The 17,369-nt window shown below is 73.0% G+C and carries 20 protein-coding genes and 5 pseudogenes; 14 read left to right on the top strand and 11 right to left on the bottom strand.

What is annotated here, in order from left to right:
- A pseudogene (locus JNW87_RS20170) lies at positions 1-266 on the top strand (hypothetical protein); the annotation flags it as partial.
- On the opposite strand, the gene JNW87_RS20165 reads toward JNW87_RS20170, so the two are convergent.
- Positions 245-586 (bottom strand): hypothetical protein, encoded by a 342-nt coding sequence (locus tag JNW87_RS20165; RefSeq protein ID WP_109805309.1) that lies wholly within the window; start codon positions 584-586, stop codon positions 245-247. The pseudogene JNW87_RS20170 and the gene JNW87_RS20165 overlap by 22 nt on opposite strands.
- Entirely contained in the window at positions 583-786 is a 204-nt protein-coding gene (locus JNW87_RS20160; RefSeq protein WP_109805308.1) for a hypothetical protein, read from the bottom strand. Before JNW87_RS20160 ends, JNW87_RS20165 begins: the two co-directional genes overlap by 4 nt.
- A gap of 238 nt (positions 787-1,024) precedes the next feature.
- Here JNW87_RS20160 and JNW87_RS20155 point away from each other — a divergent pair, with 238 nt between their 5' ends.
- The 5 genes and pseudogenes from JNW87_RS20155 to JNW87_RS41595 form a co-directional block, all read left to right on the top strand.
- Positions 1,025-2,347, top strand: coding sequence for a sugar ABC transporter substrate-binding protein (locus JNW87_RS20155; RefSeq protein WP_201749978.1), 1,323 nt, complete (start codon positions 1,025-1,027; stop codon positions 2,345-2,347).
- A complete protein-coding gene (locus tag JNW87_RS20150) occupies positions 2,344-3,306 on the top strand; it encodes a carbohydrate ABC transporter permease (RefSeq protein ID WP_109805306.1) in 963 nt (320 codons plus the stop codon). The genes JNW87_RS20155 and JNW87_RS20150 overlap by 4 nt, the downstream gene beginning before the upstream one ends.
- Positions 3,306-4,145, top strand: a complete 840-nt coding sequence (locus JNW87_RS20145; RefSeq protein ID WP_238454202.1) for a carbohydrate ABC transporter permease — start codon at positions 3,306-3,308, stop codon at positions 4,143-4,145. The genes JNW87_RS20150 and JNW87_RS20145 overlap by 1 nt, the downstream gene beginning before the upstream one ends.
- Positions 4,146-4,191: 46 nt before the next feature.
- Positions 4,192-5,319, top strand: coding sequence for a glycoside hydrolase family 172 protein (locus JNW87_RS20140; protein ID WP_109805304.1), 1,128 nt, complete (start codon positions 4,192-4,194; stop codon positions 5,317-5,319).
- Between the two features lie 72 nt (positions 5,320-5,391).
- A pseudogene (locus JNW87_RS41595) lies at positions 5,392-5,490 on the top strand (LacI family DNA-binding transcriptional regulator); the annotation flags it as partial.
- Positions 5,491-5,537: 47 nt separating this feature from the next.
- Here the strand turns inward: JNW87_RS41595 and JNW87_RS20130 are convergent.
- The gene (locus tag JNW87_RS20130; RefSeq protein ID WP_238454203.1) at positions 5,538-5,687 is read right to left on the bottom strand and encodes a hypothetical protein; all 150 of its coding nucleotides are present in this window, start codon (positions 5,685-5,687) and stop codon (positions 5,538-5,540) included.
- Here JNW87_RS20130 and JNW87_RS41590 point away from each other — a divergent pair.
- From JNW87_RS41590 to JNW87_RS20110, 5 genes and pseudogenes are all read left to right on the top strand, one after another.
- A pseudogene (locus JNW87_RS41590) lies at positions 5,638-5,787 on the top strand (LacI family transcriptional regulator); the annotation flags it as partial. The gene JNW87_RS20130 and the pseudogene JNW87_RS41590 sit on opposite strands and share 50 nt — an antisense overlap.
- Before the next feature lie 86 nt (positions 5,788-5,873).
- Positions 5,874-6,425 carry a substrate-binding domain-containing protein gene (locus tag JNW87_RS39640; RefSeq protein ID WP_309234001.1) on the top strand — a complete coding sequence of 184 codons (552 nt, stop codon included), beginning with the start codon at positions 5,874-5,876 and terminating at the stop codon, positions 6,423-6,425.
- A 142-nt stretch (positions 6,426-6,567) separates the two neighbouring features.
- Complete coding sequence (locus tag JNW87_RS20120; RefSeq protein ID WP_109805302.1) at positions 6,568-7,647, top strand: family 43 glycosylhydrolase; 1,080 nt, start codon at positions 6,568-6,570, stop codon at positions 7,645-7,647.
- Between the two features lies 1 nt (position 7,648).
- Positions 7,649-7,855, top strand: a complete 207-nt coding sequence (locus tag JNW87_RS20115) for a hypothetical protein (RefSeq protein ID WP_238454201.1) — start codon at positions 7,649-7,651, stop codon at positions 7,853-7,855.
- Positions 7,846-8,586 (top strand): PfkB family carbohydrate kinase, encoded by a 741-nt coding sequence (locus JNW87_RS20110; protein WP_238454200.1) that lies wholly within the window; start codon positions 7,846-7,848, stop codon positions 8,584-8,586. Before JNW87_RS20115 ends, JNW87_RS20110 begins: the two co-directional genes overlap by 10 nt.
- A gap of 109 nt (positions 8,587-8,695) precedes the next feature.
- Here JNW87_RS20110 and JNW87_RS20105 read toward each other — a convergent pair whose 3' ends face one another.
- From JNW87_RS20105 to JNW87_RS20090, 4 genes and pseudogenes are all read right to left on the bottom strand, one after another.
- Complete coding sequence (locus tag JNW87_RS20105) at positions 8,696-8,989, bottom strand: DUF6510 family protein (protein ID WP_109805300.1); 294 nt, start codon at positions 8,987-8,989, stop codon at positions 8,696-8,698.
- A gap of 16 nt (positions 8,990-9,005) precedes the next feature.
- Positions 9,006-9,766: pseudogene (locus JNW87_RS20100) on the bottom strand (ferredoxin reductase).
- Between the two features lies 1 nt (position 9,767).
- A complete protein-coding gene (locus JNW87_RS20095; protein ID WP_201749977.1) occupies positions 9,768-10,358 on the bottom strand; it encodes a sulfite oxidase-like oxidoreductase in 591 nt (196 codons plus the stop codon).
- 94 nt (positions 10,359-10,452) lie between these two features.
- Positions 10,453-11,472 (bottom strand): TerC family protein, encoded by a 1,020-nt coding sequence (locus tag JNW87_RS20090; RefSeq protein ID WP_109805297.1) that lies wholly within the window; start codon positions 11,470-11,472, stop codon positions 10,453-10,455.
- A gap of 273 nt (positions 11,473-11,745) precedes the next feature.
- Here JNW87_RS20090 and JNW87_RS20085 point away from each other — a divergent pair.
- A pseudogene (locus JNW87_RS20085) lies at positions 11,746-12,913 on the top strand (CaiB/BaiF CoA transferase family protein).
- Positions 12,914-12,944: 31 nt separating this feature from the next.
- Here the strand turns inward: JNW87_RS20085 and JNW87_RS20080 are convergent.
- On the bottom strand, positions 12,945-13,355 hold the full coding sequence (locus JNW87_RS20080; protein ID WP_109805295.1) for a DUF2267 domain-containing protein: 411 nt from the start codon (positions 13,353-13,355) through the stop codon (positions 12,945-12,947).
- 156 nt (positions 13,356-13,511) lie between these two features.
- On the opposite strand from JNW87_RS20080, the gene JNW87_RS20075 reads away from it, so the two are divergent.
- Together JNW87_RS20075 and JNW87_RS20070 are read left to right on the top strand one after the other, a co-directional pair.
- Positions 13,512-13,784: a DUF2795 domain-containing protein gene (locus tag JNW87_RS20075; protein ID WP_109805294.1), complete on the top strand. Its 273-nt coding sequence runs from the start codon at positions 13,512-13,514 to the stop codon at positions 13,782-13,784.
- Between the two features lie 12 nt (positions 13,785-13,796).
- On the top strand, positions 13,797-14,456 hold the full coding sequence (locus JNW87_RS20070) for a DUF1345 domain-containing protein (RefSeq protein ID WP_109805293.1): 660 nt from the start codon (positions 13,797-13,799) through the stop codon (positions 14,454-14,456).
- A gap of 212 nt (positions 14,457-14,668) precedes the next feature.
- On the opposite strand, the gene JNW87_RS20065 is transcribed toward JNW87_RS20070, so the two are convergent.
- From JNW87_RS20065 to JNW87_RS20055, 3 genes are all read right to left on the bottom strand, one after another.
- Entirely contained in the window at positions 14,669-15,334 is a 666-nt protein-coding gene (locus JNW87_RS20065; RefSeq protein WP_109805292.1) for a hypothetical protein, read from the bottom strand.
- A 31-nt stretch (positions 15,335-15,365) separates the two neighbouring features.
- Positions 15,366-16,337 carry a pirin family protein gene (locus JNW87_RS20060; protein ID WP_109805291.1) on the bottom strand — a complete coding sequence of 324 codons (972 nt, stop codon included), beginning with the start codon at positions 16,335-16,337 and terminating at the stop codon, positions 15,366-15,368.
- 636 nt (positions 16,338-16,973) lie between these two features.
- Positions 16,974-17,369: hypothetical protein (locus JNW87_RS20055; RefSeq protein WP_238454199.1), on the bottom strand; the 396-nt coding region annotated here is incomplete at its 5' end.

Below are 17,369 nucleotides of genomic sequence, written 5' to 3'. Positions count from 1 at the left end.
ACGGCCTGCGCCTGTACGGCGTCGCCGCCACCGTGGACCCGCGCAGCGGGCAGCTCGTCCTCTCCGTGGTCCCGGTGACCGCCGGGCAGCTGGTCAGCCGGCTGGCCCGCCGCCTGCGCCGCAGCGGGCCGGCCGCGCCGACGCCGGTCCGTACGGTCGGGCCGGCGACCCGGCCGGCCGGTTCCCCGACGACGACCGTGGCCGCGCCGGGGAACCACGCTGAGCCGGGCCCGGTGCAGGTGGCTCAGCTCAGCGTCAAGTCCTGAGCTTCCCCCACCGCGTCGAAGACGTTCACCCCGAACCGGCCACCGGCGTACGTGCCGTCGCAGACGTCGATCACCGGGGTGGTGTCCCCGTCCAGGAAGACCTGATGCGTGAACCTGCGGCCACCACCTTCAGGGAGTACGTCCGGCCGGGCACGATCGGACAGCCGGAAGCCGTTGTCCATCCGCCGCCCGCGCAACCCGCCGGCGGTCACCGTCCACTCCCCGGCGACCGGGTTCCAGCGCTGGTCCAGGTTGGTGCGGAACCCGGCCGCGTCGCGCCGGACGTTCTGCACCACCGCCGCTCCGGCGAAGACGTTCACCCCGAACAGGCCGCCGCGTAGCTGCCGTCCACCGTGTTGATCACCGGACTGGCCCCGTGGTCCAACCACACCCGGATGCTCGCCCCGCTGGCCACCACCTTCAGGTGGTAGGTCCGGCCGCGCACGATCGGCGTCGGGTACACGGCGACGTCCCGGCCCGGCCGCCACAGCTTGACCAGCCCGGCCGCGTCGACGTTCACGGTGTAGTGGGCGCTGGCGCCGGCGCTGGCCCGGAAGGTGAGCGCGGCGGCCGCCGCCGCCCGGGGGCCGGCGGGTACGGGGATGTAACAGATTCGACACTTGACCGCTACGAAGGGCGCTCTTACGCTCTGCCAAAAGCTTTTGCCAAAAGGTTTTGGCACCGCCCCATCCGTCTCCCATCACGCGCTCCGGCGCGCACCCCCAACGCGCCCGGCGAACCCCTGAACGGAGCAGACCATGGCTATTCGCGGTATGCGGACCACAACCGGCGGGTGGAACCGCCGTGGCTTCCTCGGCCTGACCGCCGGAGCCGGCGCGGCCGCCCTGCTGGGCACCTCGGCCTGCGGCGCCGGTGGCGGCAGCGGCTCCGCCGGCGACAAGTCCCTCACCGTCGCCTGTGAGGGCGGCGGCAAAATCGAGTTGCAGCCGGTGGTCGACAAGTTCAAGCAGGACACCGGCAGCGCCGTCACCCTGGTCGAACTCCCCTACGAAGGGCTGTTCAACCGGCTGACCAGCGAACTGGCCAGCGGCAAGCCCTCCTTCGACGTCTGCGCGGTCGACGCGGTCTGGATCCCGCTCTTCGCGAACAAGCTCGCCGCGCTGGACGGCCTGTTCACCGACGCGGTCAAGACCGACCTCTTCCCGGCGCTGATCCAGGAGGCGCAGGCCGACGGGCACTTCATCGGCATGCCGGTGTGGACCAACAGCGAGATCCTCTTCTACCGCAAGGACCTGTTCGAGGACCCGAAGGAGAAGGCGGCCTTTCAGAAGAAGTACGGCTACCCGCTCGCCCCGCCCACCACCTGGCAGCAATTCACCGACATCGCCACCTTCTTCACCCGCCCGGACCAGAAGCTCTACGGCACCGACGTCAAGGGCGCGGTGGAGACCGAGTGGCTGGCCCACGTGCTCCAGGCTGGCTCCCCCGGCGTGGTCCTCGACGACAGCGGCAACGTCATCGTCGACAACGCCCAGCACGTCGCCGCGCTGGCCTTCTACGCCGACCTGAACAACAAGCACAAGGTCGCCCCCACGGGCGCCGCGCAGACCGACTGGAACGCCGCGCAGAACCTGTTCAACCAGGGCCAGACCGCGATGACCCGGTTCTGGGCGCACGCGTACCGGCAGATCCCGAAGGACGCGAAGGTCGCCGGCAAGGTCGGCGCGGCGCCGATGGTCGGCGGCACCGCCGGCGTCGCCGGCATCCCCGGCCCGTGGTACCTCTCGGCCCCGAAGGGCGGCGCCAAGGCCGACCTGGCCCAGCAGTTCATCAAGGCCGCCTACGACCACAACGCGCTGAGCATCGACACCACCCTCGGCCTCGCCGCCCGCAAGTCCGCCTACCAGCAGTACGCCGACAAGCCCGGCTACGAGTCGTTCGGCCCGCTGCTGGCCACGCTCAACGCCAGCGCCACCCGGGCCCGCCCTGCCACCCCGCACTGGCAGCGGATCGTCGACAGCGTCCTGGTCCCCACCATCCAGAAGGCGCTGACGCCGGGCGCGGACTACGCCGCGCTGCTCAAGGCGGCACGTACCCAGATCGAGGGCATCATCAAATGAGTTCGACAGCGCAGGCAGCACCGCCGGGGACCGCCCCTCGTACGCCGGCCGAGGCCGGTGGGCGGCGCACCCGCCGCGGGCTGTCGGACGCCGGGTACGCCACCCTGCTCGCCGCGCCGGCCGCGGTGGTGCTGCTCGCGCTGGTCGGCTGGCCGCTGGTGAAGCTCGCCCTGGACAGCCTCTACACCGGCTCCGAGCTGGGCAACGGGCGCAGTTTCGTCGGGCTGGACAACTACGTCACCGCCCTGACCGACCCGGGCATCCGGGCGGCCGCCGGCCGGACCCTGGCGTACACCGTCATCGTGGTCACGGCCGAGCTGCTGCTGGGCCTGGCGGTGGCGCTGCTGTTCCACCGGCTCGGGCCGCGCTCCCGGATCCTGCAGACGCTCTTCCTCTACCCACTGATGATCGCCCCGGTGGTCGCCGGCCTGCTCTGGCGGTTCCTGATGATCGACAACGTCGGCATCGTCAACGAGCTGCTCACCCGGGTCGGGATCCTGGACAACGCGGGTGACGTCTCCTGGCTCAGCGACCCCGATCTGGTGCTCTTCTCGGTGGCGCTGCCCGACGTCTGGCTCACCACGTCGTTCATGACCCTGGTGCTCTACGCCGGCCTCCAGGCCATCCCGCCGGACCTGTACGAGGCGGCCCGTCTCGACGGCGCCCGCGGACTGCGGCTGCTGGTCAGCGTGACCCTGCCGCTGCTGCGACCGGTGATCGCGGTGGCGCTGATCATCCGGGGCGTGGACGCCGCCCGGGCGTTCGACGTGATCCTCATCCAGACCGACGGTGGCCCGCAGTCCGCCTCGGAGACGTTGAGCCTGACCATCTACAAGACGATGGTCAGCTACAACGACCCCGGCACGGCCGCCGCCACCAGCACGCTGTTCATGATCGTCATGATGATGGTCGCGATGGTCGCGGTGCTGACCATCTGGCGGCCCGGCAAGGAGTCGTGATGTCGTCCCACCTGCTCGCCGCGCGGGTGAAGACCGGGCTGCTCTGGGCCGCCGCCGTCGCGGTCGTGGTGGTCTACGGGTTCCCCTTCGTCTACCTGGTGCTTACCTCCTTCAAGCCGCCGGTGGACGCCATCGCGGTGCCGCCGACCGTGCTGCCGCAGCGGTTCAGCCTGGACAACTACCTCGCCGCGGTGAACCGGCCGGGCGTCACCGCCTCGTTCATCAACAGCGTCAGCACGGCCGTCATCGCCACCCTGCTGTCGATGGCGCTGGCAATCCCGGCGGCCTGGGGCATCACCCGGTACCGCAGCCGGACCGGTCGGGCGCTGATGGCCGGCTCGCTGCTGGTCCGGATGGCCCCGGCGGTGGCGGTCGGCATCCCGCTGGTCACGATCCTCGGCGCGGTCGGCCTCACCGACACCCCGACCGGGCTGGCCCTGGCCCAGACCACGGTGGCGCTGCCGCTGTCGATCTGGCTGCTGACCAGCTTCTTCGAGGGCGTGCCCCGGGAGATCGAGGAGGCCGCCCTGGTCGACGGCTGCGGCCGGTTCGCCGCGCTGCTGCGGGTAATCCTGCCGGTGGTCTCCGGCGGGGTCGCGGTCACCGCCATCTTCGCCTTCCTCGCCTCCTGGAACGAGTTCCTCTTCGCCCTCCTGATCACCTCGGTCCGGGCGCAGACCACCCCGATCGCGATCGCCAACTTCCAGAGCCAGTTCGGCCTCGACTGGGGTCCGATGACGGCCCTCGCAACCCTCTACTCCGCACCCGCGGTCGTCCTGACGCTGCTGCTGCAACGCCGGATCGTCGCCGGGCTCAGCCTCGGCGCGGTCAAGGGCTGACCGCCGCTCCCCCTGCACCGACGCACAACCCCTCGAAAGGAACACCATGTCGTTCTGGCGACCCACCAGCCCCCTCGGTGGCCTCTCCCGGGTCAAGGCCGGCCGCTCCAAGCGCGAGTCGAGCTGGGACCGCACCGGCGGCAACCGCGACTTCAAGGTGGTGCCCCCGGGCGAGACCGCCGTGCTGGCCGACATCACCGGCACCGGCGTGATCGAGCACATCTGGCTGACCACCCGCTGCTACTCCCCGATGTACCTCCGCAAGCTGGTCATCGATATGTACTGGGACGGCGAGGAGAACCCGAGCGTCCGCAGCCCGCTGGGCGACTTCTTCGGCGTCGGCCACGCCACCTGCACGCACTACGTGTCGCTGCCGCTGAGCATGGTGTTCGGGCCGCGCCGGGGTCCGAAGGGGCCGTTCGCCGCCGCGATGAACTCGTACTTCCCGATGCCGTTCGGCAGCCACGCAAAGATCGTCATTCGCAACGAGAGCGACCAGCCGATCGAGAACCTCTTCTACTACGTCGACTACGAGCTGACCGACGAGGCGGTGCCGGACGACGTGGGCCGCTTCCACGCGTACTACCGGCAGGAGAAGCCGTGCACGCCGGTGCCCAACGGGCTCGCCCCGGGCGAGAAGCCGGCGCCGTGGGACCTGCCCGGCACCAACCTGACCGGCGAGGAGAACTACGTCATCCTGGACGCCGAGGGCGGCGCCGGGCACTACGTCGGCTGCGTGCTCAGCATCGACAACCACAACGCCTCCAACCAGCCGTACAGCTGGCCGGGTGAGGGCGACGACATGATCTTCATCGACGGCGAGCAGTGGCCGCCGTCGCTGCACGGCACCGGCACCGAGGACTACTTCAACGCCGCATGGGGCTTCCCCAGCGGGGCGTACGCCGGGCCGTACCACGGCATCAGCCTGGCCAGCAGCCCCCAGGAGCACTTCGGCCTGTGGAGCATGTACCGGTTCCACATCGAGGACCCGGTGCGCTTCAGCAAGAGCATCAAGGTGACCATTGAGCACGGGCACGCCAACGACCAAGGCAACGACTTCTCGTCGGTGGCGTACTGGTACCAGCACCACCCGCACAAGCCGCTGCTGGACCTGCCGCCGGTCGACGAGCGCCTGCCGCGCCGCTGGCCCGAGCACGGCCTGTGGGACGAGTGACCGCTCCGATACCGTTGGCCGGTCGTCCACTCCGGACGGCGGGGCCCACCCGAGCACTGCGATGGTGAGCTGATGGGACAGAAGGCGAGCATCCGCGACGTAGCCGCCGCGGCGGGCGTTTCGGTGACCACCGTGTCCCACGTGCTGAACAACAAGTCCGGCACCCGGGTCAGCCCGGAGACCCGCGAACGCGTCGAGTCGGCGGCCCGCCAGCTCGGCTACGCGGCGAACGGGCTGGCCCGGGGGCTGCGGCTGCAGCGCTCGCAGACCCTCGGGCTGCTCAGCGACGAGATCGCCACCACCCCGCACGCCGGGCGGATCATCCTCGGCGCGCAGGAGACCGCCTCGGCCCGCGGCTGGCTGCTCATGCTGCTCACCACCGGGCGCGACCCGGAGGTCGAGCGGCGGGAGGTCCAGGCGCTCGCCCGGCACCGGGTGGACGGCGTGCTCTACGCGACCATGTACCACCAGGTGGTGCGGGTCCCGGACGAGCTGCGCCCGATGCCGGTGGTGCTGCTCGACGCGAGCAGCACGACGGGGCGTACCCGTCGGTGGTGCCGGACGAGCGCGGCGGCGGCGAGGTGGCGGTCGGCGAGCTGCTCACCCACGGCCACCGTCGGATCGGCTTTCTCACCAACGTCGACGACATCCCCGCCACCCACGGCCGTCTGCTGGGCTACCAGGAGGCGCTGCGGGCGGCGGGGGTGCCGTTCCGGCCGGAGCTGGTCGTCGTCGAGCAGTCCGACACCCCCGGCGGTTACCGGGCGGCGCGGGAGCTGCTCGGCCGGGCCGAGCGGCCGACCGCCCTGTTCTGCTTCAACGACCGGATGGCGATGGGCGCGTACCGGGCGGCGGCGGAACTCGGCCTGCGGATCCCCGACGACCTCTCGGTGATCGGCTTCGACAACCAAGAACTCATCGCGGAAGGGCTGTACCCGGGGCTGACCACCGTGGCGCTGCCGCACTACGAGATGGGCGCCTGGGCCGTGGAGACCATGGTCGACCTGCTCGACCAGCCCAAGGGGGCCCGCCGGCGTACCGCCCGGCAGGTCGTCATGCCCTGCCCGCTGGTCCGCCGCCAGTCGGTCGCCACAGCCCCGAACTGACCGGTCCGTCCGTCGGCCCCACCGACGTACCCGACGGCATCCATCTGCCCGCCGCGCACCAGCGCGGCCGACGCACCCCCGCCGCCACTCGCGGCGTCGACACACCGCCGCCGCTGACGGCGGCCGAGATAAAGGACCCACCGTGCTGCGACTTCCCGACGCCTGGATCTGGGACTTCTGGTTCGCCCGCGAGGGCGACACCCACCACCTGTACTTCCTGCGCGCCTCCCGGGCGCTCGGCGACCCGGACCGGCGACACTTCCGGGCCAGCGTCGGCCACGCCTTCTCCACCGACCTTCGGACCTGGACCCAGCTCGCCGACGCGCTGGTCCCGGCCGACCGGCCCGCCTTCGACGACGTGGCCACCTGGACCGGCTCGGTGCTGCCCGGCCCGGACGGCGGCTGGTATATGTTCTACACCGGCGCCGGCAGCACGGAACGCGCCCTGGTGCAGCGGATCGGGCTGGCCACCTCGGACGACCTGGTCACCTGGGAACGGCACCCGGCCTCGCCGGTGCTCACCGCCGCCGGCCGCTGGTACGAGCGGTTCGGCGACTCCACCTGGCAGGACGAGGCGTGGCGGGACCCCTGGGTCTTCGCGGACCCGGACGGCGACGGCTGGCACATGCTGATCACGGCGCGGGCCAACGAGGGGCCCGTCGACGACCGGGGCGTCATCGCGCACGCCCGCTCGCACGACCTGGTGCACTGGACGGCGCAGCCGCCGGTCACCACGGCTGGCAGCGGTTTCGGCCACCTCGAGGTCCCCCAGGTGGAGATCGTCGACGGCCGGCCGATCCTGATCTTCTCCTGCCTGCACGACCAGCTTGCCGAGCGCTGCCGCGACGCCCGGGCCTGCGGGGTGTGGGCGGTGCCGGGCGACTCGCTGCTCGGCCCGTTCGACGCCACGAAGGCGCAGCGGCTCACCGATGACAGCCTCTACAGCGGACGCCTGGTGCGGGACAATAACGGCCGGTGGCAGCTGCTCGCCTTCCACAATCACGACGAGCAGGGCCGGTTCGTCGGCGAGCTGAGCGACCCGATCCCGGTCCGGGTGCTCGACGACGGCACGGTGCTGCTCGGCGACGCCGAGCCGGGAGTGCCGTACTCGGTGCACGGCCGCCGAGATGTCGCCCCGGACCCCGGCCAGGCTGGCCCACCCGCGGCCGGCACCCAGGTCAACGGCGCGACGGCGGCGGACGCCCTGGCCGCGGGGGCCTGACGTGCTGACCGTGCTCGGGGAGGCGGTGATCGACCTCGCGCCCTCCGGCGGCGGCGACCTGCTCGCCGCCCACCCAGGGGGCAGCCCGCTCAACGTCGCGGTGGGGCTTGCCCGGCTCGGCCGGCCGACCGCGATGCTGGCCGCTTCTCCCGAACCTCGTTCGGACACCGGCTGCGGGCGCACGCCGAGGCCAACGGGGTGGACCTGACCTGGGCGGTGGCCGACGACCGGCCGGCCACCCTCGCCGTCGTCGCGCTGGACGCCACGGGGGCGGCCAGCTACGACTTCTACCTCGACGGCACTGCCGACTGGCACTGGGCGCCGCACGAGCTGGACGGGGTGCCGGCCGGCACCCGAGTGCTGCACACCGGTTCGCTGGCCACCCTGCTGCCGCCCGGGGCGGACCTGCTCGCCGACCTGCTCGCCCGGGAGCACGCCGCCGGCCGGGTGCTGGTCAGCCTCGACCCGAACGTGCGCCCGGCGGTCCTCGCCGACCCGGACGCCGCCCGGGCGCGGCTGCTCACGCTGGCCCGGCACGCCCACCTGGTCAAGGCCAGCGACGAGGACCTGGCCTGGCTCTTCCCCGGGGCCTCCGTCGAGGAGGCGGTCGACCGCCTGCTCGACCTCGGCGTACGGCTGGTGGTGGCGACCCGGGGCGCGGCGGGTTCGTACGCCGCCACCGCCGACGTGTCCGTCGCCCGACCGGCCCGCCGGGTGGCCGTGGCGGACACCGTCGGCGCGGGCGACGCCTTCACCGCCGGACTGCTCGATGCCCTGGTCGAGGCAGACGCCGCCGCCCCGGCGGCGGTCGGCGCGCTGGACTGGGCGCGACTCGGCGCGGTGCTCGACCACGCCACGCTGGTGGCGGGGATGACCTGCGAGCGGCCGGGCGCCGACCCACCCCGCTGCGACGAGTTGGCGAACGTCGTCGACGCGTGAACCGCCTTCGATCTCGGACAGCCATCGTTCGACCGGGACGATAACTGCCCAGGAGCGGTGGGTCATTCCTCGCGGATGAAGTCCGCGAGGTGGACCGGGTTTCGGTCGGTCAGAGTGGGCGGGGGTGGGGCTGGTCCAGCGGCATCGGCACCTGGAGGAAGGTCGTGCCGCGCAGGTCCAGCCAGACCCGGTCGGGCGCCCGGACCAGCCGCAACATCACCCCGCCGCAGGCCGGGCAGCGGGCCACCAGGCCGGGCGCGTGCGAGAAGACGTGCAGCCCGGCCACCGGGCCGAGCCTCCCGCACGACTCACACCGGCCGGTGGCGCTGCTCAGGTCCACGGCGAACAGCTCGCGCAGCGGACCGTCGAGCATGTTGCCGTCCAGGTAGGACATGTCGGTCATCAGGTCTCCTCGCCGTTCAACCGGTCGGGCCGAACCGTTCGGTCTTCACCCGCCGGGTCTGGTGTCCCAGCCCGACGAGCAGGTCCGCCACCGTCTCCACGAAGCCGGTCGGCCCGCAGACGTAGCAGAGCGGCTCCAGGTCCGGCGGCCAGCCGTGGGTGTTCACGTCGGCCAGGCCGACCCGGTGCGGCTCGCCCCGCCAACCCTCGGGCGCCTCCCGGGTGTACACGTAGGCCACGTCCAGACCCTGGTCGTCGCGGGCCGCCGGCGCAGCTCGTCGGCGTAGAACACGTCCGCCGGGGTACGCACCGAGTAGATCAGCCGGAACGGCACCCGGCTGCCCGCCGCGCGGCGGGCCCGGACCATGGCCATCAGCGGCACCACGCCGGAGCCGCCGCCCACCAGCAGCACCGGCGCGGTCTCCTCGGTACGCCAGACGAACCAGCCGCCGACCGGGCCGCGCACCTCCACCGGGTCGCCCGCGGCGTACACGTCGATCAGGTACGGCGAGACTTCCCCGTCGGGCACCCGCTGCACGGTAAGCGCGATCCGGTCACCCTCGGCGGGACCGGCCAGCGAGTACGAGCGGGCGGCCTGGTAGCCGTCCGGGGCGGTGAGCCGGACGTCGACGTGCTGCCCGGCCACGTGCCCCGGCCAGCCGGGCACCTCCAGCACGAGGGTCTGCGCGGTCGGCGTCTCGGTGCGACGCTCCACCAGCCGGGCCACCTGCCAGGTCAGCGGCGCGACCACCCGGCCGCCGGTCGTGGGGGCGGCCACCTCAGTCGCCCTGGTAGCGCTGCTCGCGCCACGGGTCGCCGTAGTCGTGGTAGCCGGCGGTCTCCCAGAAGCCCGGCTTGTCGTCGACCAGCAGCCGGATGCCGCGCACCCACTTGGCCGACTTCCAGAGGTAGAGGTGCGGGACCAGCAGCCGCGCCGGGCCGCCGTGCTCGGCCGGCAGCGGTCCGCCGTCGTACCCGTGCGTCACCCAGGCCCGGCCGCCCCGTAGGTCGTCCAGCGGCAGGTTGGTGGTGTAGCCGCCGTACGAGTGGACCAGCGCGTACCGGGCGGCGGTGTCGATCCCCTCCAGCAGGGTGTCCAGCGACACGCCCTGCCAGTTGGTGCCGAGCTTGGACCACCGGGTGACGCAGTGGATGTCCACCGTGGGCGTCTCCTGCGGGAGGCCCATCAGCTCGTCCCAGGACCACCGGAACTCGGCGCCCCCTTCGACGGTGACGACGAACTCCCAGGTGTCCAGCGGCACCCGCGGCGTCGGACCGGCGGAGAGCACCGGGAAGTCCTCGGTCAGGTACTGGCCCGGCGGCAGGGCCGGTTCGGCCGAGCGGGGCCGACCCTGGAAGCCTGGAGACACAATTCCCACCCGACAGTCGTACCACCCCGGGCTGGAATCGGACACCCGATCGGCCGGACGCGCCGCGGTGGGTACCCACCGCGGCGGCCGGGGGTCACTGCCGCTCGGCGACGACGTCGGTGTCGCCGGCCTCGCGGTCGCGGGTGGCGCGCAGGCTGGTCAGCGTCACGACCGCCAGGACGCCGATGATCACGCCGAGCGAGGCGAGGGTCGGGATCTGCGGTACGCCGGACCAGCTGCCGTGCGCCCAGTGCAGGCCCAGCTTGACCCCGATGAAGGCGAGGATGATGGCCAGGCCGTAGCTGAGGTGGACCAGCCGGCTCAGCGCGGCGTGCAGCACGAAGTAGAGCGCCCGCAGGCCGAGCAGGGCGAACGCGTTCGTGGCGAAGACCAGGTACGGGTCCTCGGTGATGCCGTAGACGGCGGGCACCGAGTCGACGGCGAAGACGATGTCGGTGGCGAGCACCGCCACCACGACCAGGGCGAGCGGGGTGAGCGCGCGCCGGCCGTGCTGCCGGATCGTCATCCTGGTGCCGTGGTACTCGTCGACCACCGGCATGAACCGGCGCAGCAGCCGCACCGACCGCATCTTGTTGATGTCGACCTCCTGCTCGTGCCCGGACAGGGCGTCGCGCAGCAGCTTGACCGCGGTGGCGATCAGGATGAGGCCGAACAGCAGGAAGGCGAAGTCGAGGGTCTGCAGGGCGGCGGCGCCGAGCGCGATGAAGATCGCCCGGAGCACCAGCGCGCCGGCGATGCCGTAGAGCAACACCCGCTGGGCGAGCACGGCCGGCACCGCGAACGCGGCCAGCAGCAGCATGAAGACGAAGAGGTTGTCGACCGAGAGCGACTTCTCCACCAGGTAACCGGTGAGGTACTGCACGCCCAGTTCGGAGCCGAAGCGGGACCAGACCCAGGCGCCGAAGGCCAGCGGCAGGGCGATGTAGAACGCCGACCAGCCGAGCGCCTCCTTGATCGACACCTCGTGCGGGCGGCGGGTGACCAGGAAGTCCAGCACCAGCAGGGCGAGCACCCCGGCGATGGTCAACCCCCACAGCGTGGGGGTGCCGACCGACGACAGCTCGCCGGCGGACAGATGTGACAATTCGGTCATGGGGCCTCCTCGAACACCGTGACATGTTCGAGGTCTCCTTCACCCACCGTTCCCGTGGGCAACCACCCGAGGCGCGCCCGGGGCGCGCCGTACTGACCGGAATGGTTCGTGGGAAGTACTCCCCTCGTGCCGCAAGGTTAGGGCCGCTCGGCTCGTCCGCCAAGTCGGACCCGCCACCCCAGGTCAGCTGGTTGCCCTGGTCAACCGCTGGGTGGTGGTACGCCGCCGGCCCGGGGGGCGACGGGGTGGACGGCGGACGCCTATCGTGGCCCGATGACCGACGACGCAGCGCCCGCCCCGGTCGGCCCCCTCGCCGGGGTCCGCGTGATCGAGCTGGCCGGCATCGGGCCCGGCCCGTTCGCCGCGATGATGCTGGCCGACCTCGGCGCCGACGTGGTGCGGGTGGACCGGACGGCACCCGCCGGGTTCGGCAGCCTGCCCGGGGACCTGCTCCACCGCAACCGCCGCTCCGTCGCCGTGGACCTCAAGTCGGACGCCGGCCGCGAGGTGGTGCTGGCCCTGGTCGAACGGTCCGACGCGCTGCTGGAGGGCTTCCGCCCCGGGGTCACCGAACGCCTCGGGCTCGGCCCCGACGACTGCCTCGCGGTCAACCCGGGGCTGGTCTACGGGCGGATGACCGGCTGGGGCCAGCAGGGCCCCCTCGCGGCGTCCGCCGGACACGACATCGACTACCTGGCGCTGACCGGCGCACTGCACGGCGTCGGCCGGGCCGGCGAGCGGCCGGTGCCGCCGATGAACCTGCTCGGCGACTTCGGCGGCGGGGGGATGATGCTGGCCCTCGGCGTGGTGGCCGCCCTCTACGCCGTCCGCGGCGGCGCGCCCGGCCAGGTGGTCGACGCGGCCATCGTGGACGGTGTGTCGGTGCTCGCCACCCAGATCCACGCACTGCGCCGGTTCGGCATGTGGCAGGACGAGCGGGGGGTGAACCTCCTCGACGGCGGGGCGCCCTTCTACGACACGTACGAGTGCGCCGACGGGCGGCACCTCGCCGTCGGCGCGCTGGAGCCGCAGTTCTACGCCGAACTGGTCCGGCTCACCGGTTTCCCGCTCCCCGGCGACGCGGCCCTCGACCGCACCGACCCGGCGAACTGGCCCGCGCTGCGGGATGCCTGGGCCCGGCTCTTCCGCACCCGGACCCGCGACGAGTGGGCGGAGCTGCTGGCCGGGTCGGACGCCTGCGCCGCGCCGGTGCTCGACTGGCGGGAGGCGCCGGAGCATCCCCACCTGGCCGCCCGGGGCGTCTTCGTCGCGCACGACGGGGTGACCCAGCCGGCCCCGGCGCCGCGCTTCTCCGGCACCCCGACGGCGGTCCGCCGGCCGCCGCCGGCAGCCCGGCGAGCACACCGACGAACTGCTGGCCGAGGCCGGCTTCGACGCCGACCGGATCGCCGCCCTGCGCGCCGACGGCGCGATCGGCTGACCACGCGCACGGGCGTCGCGACGGCGTCCGGTCAGCCGCGGCGCAGGGTCGCCCCGGGGGCCAGGGCCGGCTCCACCATCTCCCGGTAGTCGCGCGGCAGTTGCACCACGATGTCGTCGAACTCGCCGCCGCTGACCGCCTCGCGCAGCGTGGTGAAGACCGCCCGGACGGTGTCCCGCGCCGCGTTCTCGTCGATGCCGGCCCGCTGCCCGACCCGGGCCACGAACTCCGCGGCGCCGAACCGGTCGGCCGCCTCGGTGGCCGGGCGCGGCTTCAGCACCAGCTGCAACGGCTTCGGCAACTGGGCGGCCAGGTCGAGCAGCTCGCCCCCGGTCAACCGCTCGGCCAGCGTCTCCAACGTGGCCCGGGTCAACTCGACCGCCCGCTCCGAGGACGCCCGGGTCCGCTGCGCGACCTGGTCGACGAAGGTGTCGTAGTTCATCGGTGGTACCCCCTTCGGCTCTTCCGCCGTCGCCGCCTACCCACGGGGCCCGCGCGGAAACAGCCGCGGAATTCCGTGTACGGCACGCGTGACCCGCCGCTCGGCGGGTAACCGCCGCCGGTCGTGACCGCAACCGACGCGCGAGGAGCCCCACCCATGGCGAGTTACACCGACGTCCTTGAGTACCTGTCCGCGCTGGACTACCCGGCCGGCAAGGACGACGTCGTCCGCGAGGCCGAACGGGAGGGCGCGCCGCCGGAGGTGTTGCGAGCCCTGCGGGCCCTGCCGCCGGTCGACTACGCCAACGGCAACGAGGTCGCCCGGTCGGCCGGCATCGACGCCGCCCCGGAGGTCGGCCCCGCGCAGCGCGCGGCGCAGACTCGCGACAGCCGGCACCAGCGGGTCTCGCAGCACCTGCGCGGCATCTGACCGTCGCCGCCGGTGCGGCGCACGATTCGGGACCCGGACGGGCACACCCCGGCAGCGCTCCAGCTCACCGTGATGGGGCTGGTCGGGGTGGTCTGCGGTGGACTTTTCGCGGCCCTGGTCTCGCCGGCGGTCGGCCCGCTGGTGGGGTGGGACGCCGCCGCGCTGAGCTGGCTGGCCCTGCTCTGGAGTCGGCTGTGGCGCCTGGACGCCGAGCGCACCGCCCGGCTCGCGGCGCACGAGGACCCCAACCGGGCCATGCGGGACGGGCTGCTGCTCGGGGCCTGCCTGGCCAGCCTGCTCGCGGTCGGGGTGGTCCTGACCACCGCGCATTCGGTGCCGCCCGGGCTGCCGCTGGACGCCTACGGCGGGCTGGGCGTGCTCAGCGTGGTGCTGTCCTGGTTCGTGGTGCACACCCTCTTCACCGCCCGGTACGCCCGGCTGTACTACGGCGGCGAGCCGGGCGCCATCAACTTCCACCAGAAGGAGCGGCCCTGCTACGCGGACTTCGCGTACCTGGCGTTCACGGTGGGGGCCACGTTCCAGGTCTCCGACACCGACCTGTGCAGCGCCGAAATGCGCCGGGCCGTGCTCCGGCACATGCTGCTGTCGTACCTGTTCGGAGCGGTCATCATCGCGGCCACGGTGAACCTGGTCGTCGGCCTGGCGAGGTAGGTCGGTGACAGGCGGGCGCCCCGGGTCACGAACCGCGACCTGGGGCGCCACGCAGCACCTGCTCCCGGCGGTCCGCGCCCGAACCGGATCGCGACCGCCAGGCGGTGGATGTTCGCCCGAACCGGGCGGGCATCGCTGCCACGATCATCATACGATGCGGGATCAGCCTTTCGGGTGAGTATCGCGGAACTGTGTCCCGCGGCACGTCCTGATCAGCCGGTCAGCTCCGCGTACCGCTTCTCCAGGTCCACCCGGGCCAGCGCCCCGACCAGCCACGCCAACCGCTCCGACTCGCCGCTGCCGGCCAGGTCGGCCAGGTCGTCGGCGGACCGGCCCAGGCCGAGGCGGCGCGCGGCGACCAGGGCCCGGCGGTCGGCCACCGGGGCCACCTCCCGCCACACCGCCTGCGCCTCCCGCAGGAACAGCTCGATCACCTCGTCGTCCACCCCGGGCAGGTCGGTGAGCAACCGCCGCTCCCGGGCCGGATCCTGGTGCGCCGCCGTCCGCAACCGCCGCAGGTCGCCCCGGTAGCGCTCCACGACGGTCTGGGCGAGGTCGCCCAGCACGTCGGCGAGCCCGTCCACGTCACCGCGCTGGCCGTGCGCGCGTAGCACCCGCACCCGGTCGGCGTGCAGCGAACGGGCCAGCCGGGCGGCGCTGTCCCAGCCCTCGTCGCGCAGCGCGCCCGCCGCCTCCACCGCCCGACGGAAATCCCCCGGGCGGGACAGCAGGACGGACAGACAGAGCACCTGGAACAGGCTGGACGGATTGTTGGTGACCCGGAAGCCGTACTTTTCGGCGAAACCGCGACCGTCGCCGGCGAGCCGGCGTACCAGTCGCTTCTTGTCCTCGATGCTGGAGATCACACTGGTCGGCATGCCCGCGTCTACCCGCGACGGGGCCGCCCAATCAGCCGAGCAGGCCGCCGCGGCGGTCGCGGGCCTTCAGCCGGGTGGTGGGCAGCGCCGGGGCCGGCAGGGGCGGCGCCGGATCGCCGGCCACCGTCCCGAACCGCCGGCCGGCCATCCAGTCCTCCCGGGCGGCCGCGACCTCCTCGTGCGACCGGCCCACGAAGTTCCACCACATCACGAGGGGCTCGTCGAAGGGCGCGCCACCGAGCAGCAGCAGCCGGCTGCCCGGCGCCCCGCGGACGGTCACCGCGTCCCGGCCGGCGCCCAGGTACAGCAGCGCACCCGGGACGAACGGCACCCCGTCCGCCACCGCCGAGCCGGACATCGCCAGCAGCCCGTACTCGAAATCGCGGCGCAACGGCAGCGTGGCCGCCGCCGGACCACGCACCTCGAGCTGCGCGCCCACCAGCGGGGTGTGCACCACGGCCGGGGAGCGCTCACCGCCGGCCTCACCCACCAGCAGCGTGACCTCCAGGTCGCCGTCACGCCAGCGGGGCAGCTCCGCGTGGTGGGCGAAGTCGGCCGCGCCGGCCCGCGCCGGGTCGGGCAGCGCCACCCACAGCTGCACGCCGTGCATGACCGGCGGATGCTCCGCCGGTGACCGCTCCGAGTGGGCGATGCCGTGGCCGGAGGTCATCACGTTCAACTGGCCGGGCCGGATCGGCTGCACGTTACCCAGGCTGTCCCGGTGCAGGATCTCCCCGTCGAGCAGCCAGGTCACCGTCTGCAGACCGGTGTGCGGGTGCGGCGGCACCTCCATGCCGGGCCGTTCGGCGACGTCGTCCGGTCCGAAGTGGTCGACGAAACACCAGGCCCCCACCAGCCGGCGCTGCCGCTGTGGCAGCAGCCGCCGCACCGTGGTGTACCGCCCCAGCGGCACGTCGTGGCCGGGCAGCAGCACGCTGCCCGGGTCGCTGGAGGGCACGCCGGGTGGCAGGGTCTGCGCCGGCAACGATTCGGTACGGTCCACCGCCCGACTGTACGCTCAGTCCTCCGCGACGTGACGGCGTTCGCCGCCGCCACCAGGTCGACGTAGAGCCGGTCGACCGCCCGGTCCCAGCTGGGCGAGCTGATCAGCTCGCCCGCCGCCACCCCGTGCCGACCCTCCAGGTAAACCGTGACGGAGGCGGCCCCGGCGGCCGCCCGGACCCGGGCCGGCGACGCGTCGGGCACCCGCACCGTCAGCTCACTCGTCCCACCCGTCAGCCGCACCGTCAACGTCCCGGCGAGCCGGGGCAGCCGCAGTTCCGTACGGGACGAACCGCCGATCAGCTCGACCCCGGTCACCCGGCCCGCGCCCAGGTCCAGCAGCTGGTCACTCACCACGCCCGCCAACCGCAGTCGCCACTCGACCCGGGAGTTGAGCAGCACCTGGACCGCGGCCGGACCGCCGCGCCCGTGTTTCTCGACGCGCAGCCACACCCGGTCGCCCCGCACCTCCGGGCGCGGCGTCACGCCCCCGCTGGCCGGTGCCTCGACCCGGTACAGCTCGTCGCCCAGGTCCGCCAACTTGTCCAAGATCCGGAGACGCCGCTGGCCGGCACCCCTGTCTCAGGGTGCCGGCCAGCCGCTTCTTGCTTGTTGCGTGTTGCTGTGTTCGGTCAGGTCAGCTGTTCCAGTGCTGGGCGACGAGGTCGGCGGCCTGCTGCTCCCACTGGGCGTAGGCGTCCGGGTAGGCCGACACCTGCACCGTCTGCGCGGCCTCGGTCAGCGGCATGTCCTGCCACCCGTCGACCTGCTTGAGACCCTTCTCGAACGCCAGGGTGGCGTACTCGGGGTCGGTGATCTGCTCCGGCGTGCCCCAACCACTCGACGGGCGCTGCTGGAACAGGCCCAGCGAGTCGTGGTCGTTGCGGTCACCCAGGTGACCCAGGTTCTCCAGCTTCGACTCCTGCAGGCTGGTGGCGATCGAGATGACCGCGGCCCGCTCCGGCAGACCGGCCTTCTTCGTCGCCGCGATGATCGCCTCCGCGTTGGCGGTCTGCTCGTCGTTCAGGTCAAT

The organism is Micromonospora sp. ATA51, assembly GCF_016802855.1.
Lineage (GTDB): Bacteria > Actinomycetota > Actinomycetes > Mycobacteriales > Micromonosporaceae > Micromonospora > Micromonospora sicca.
This window is presented reverse-complemented; position numbering and strand designations above follow the sequence as displayed.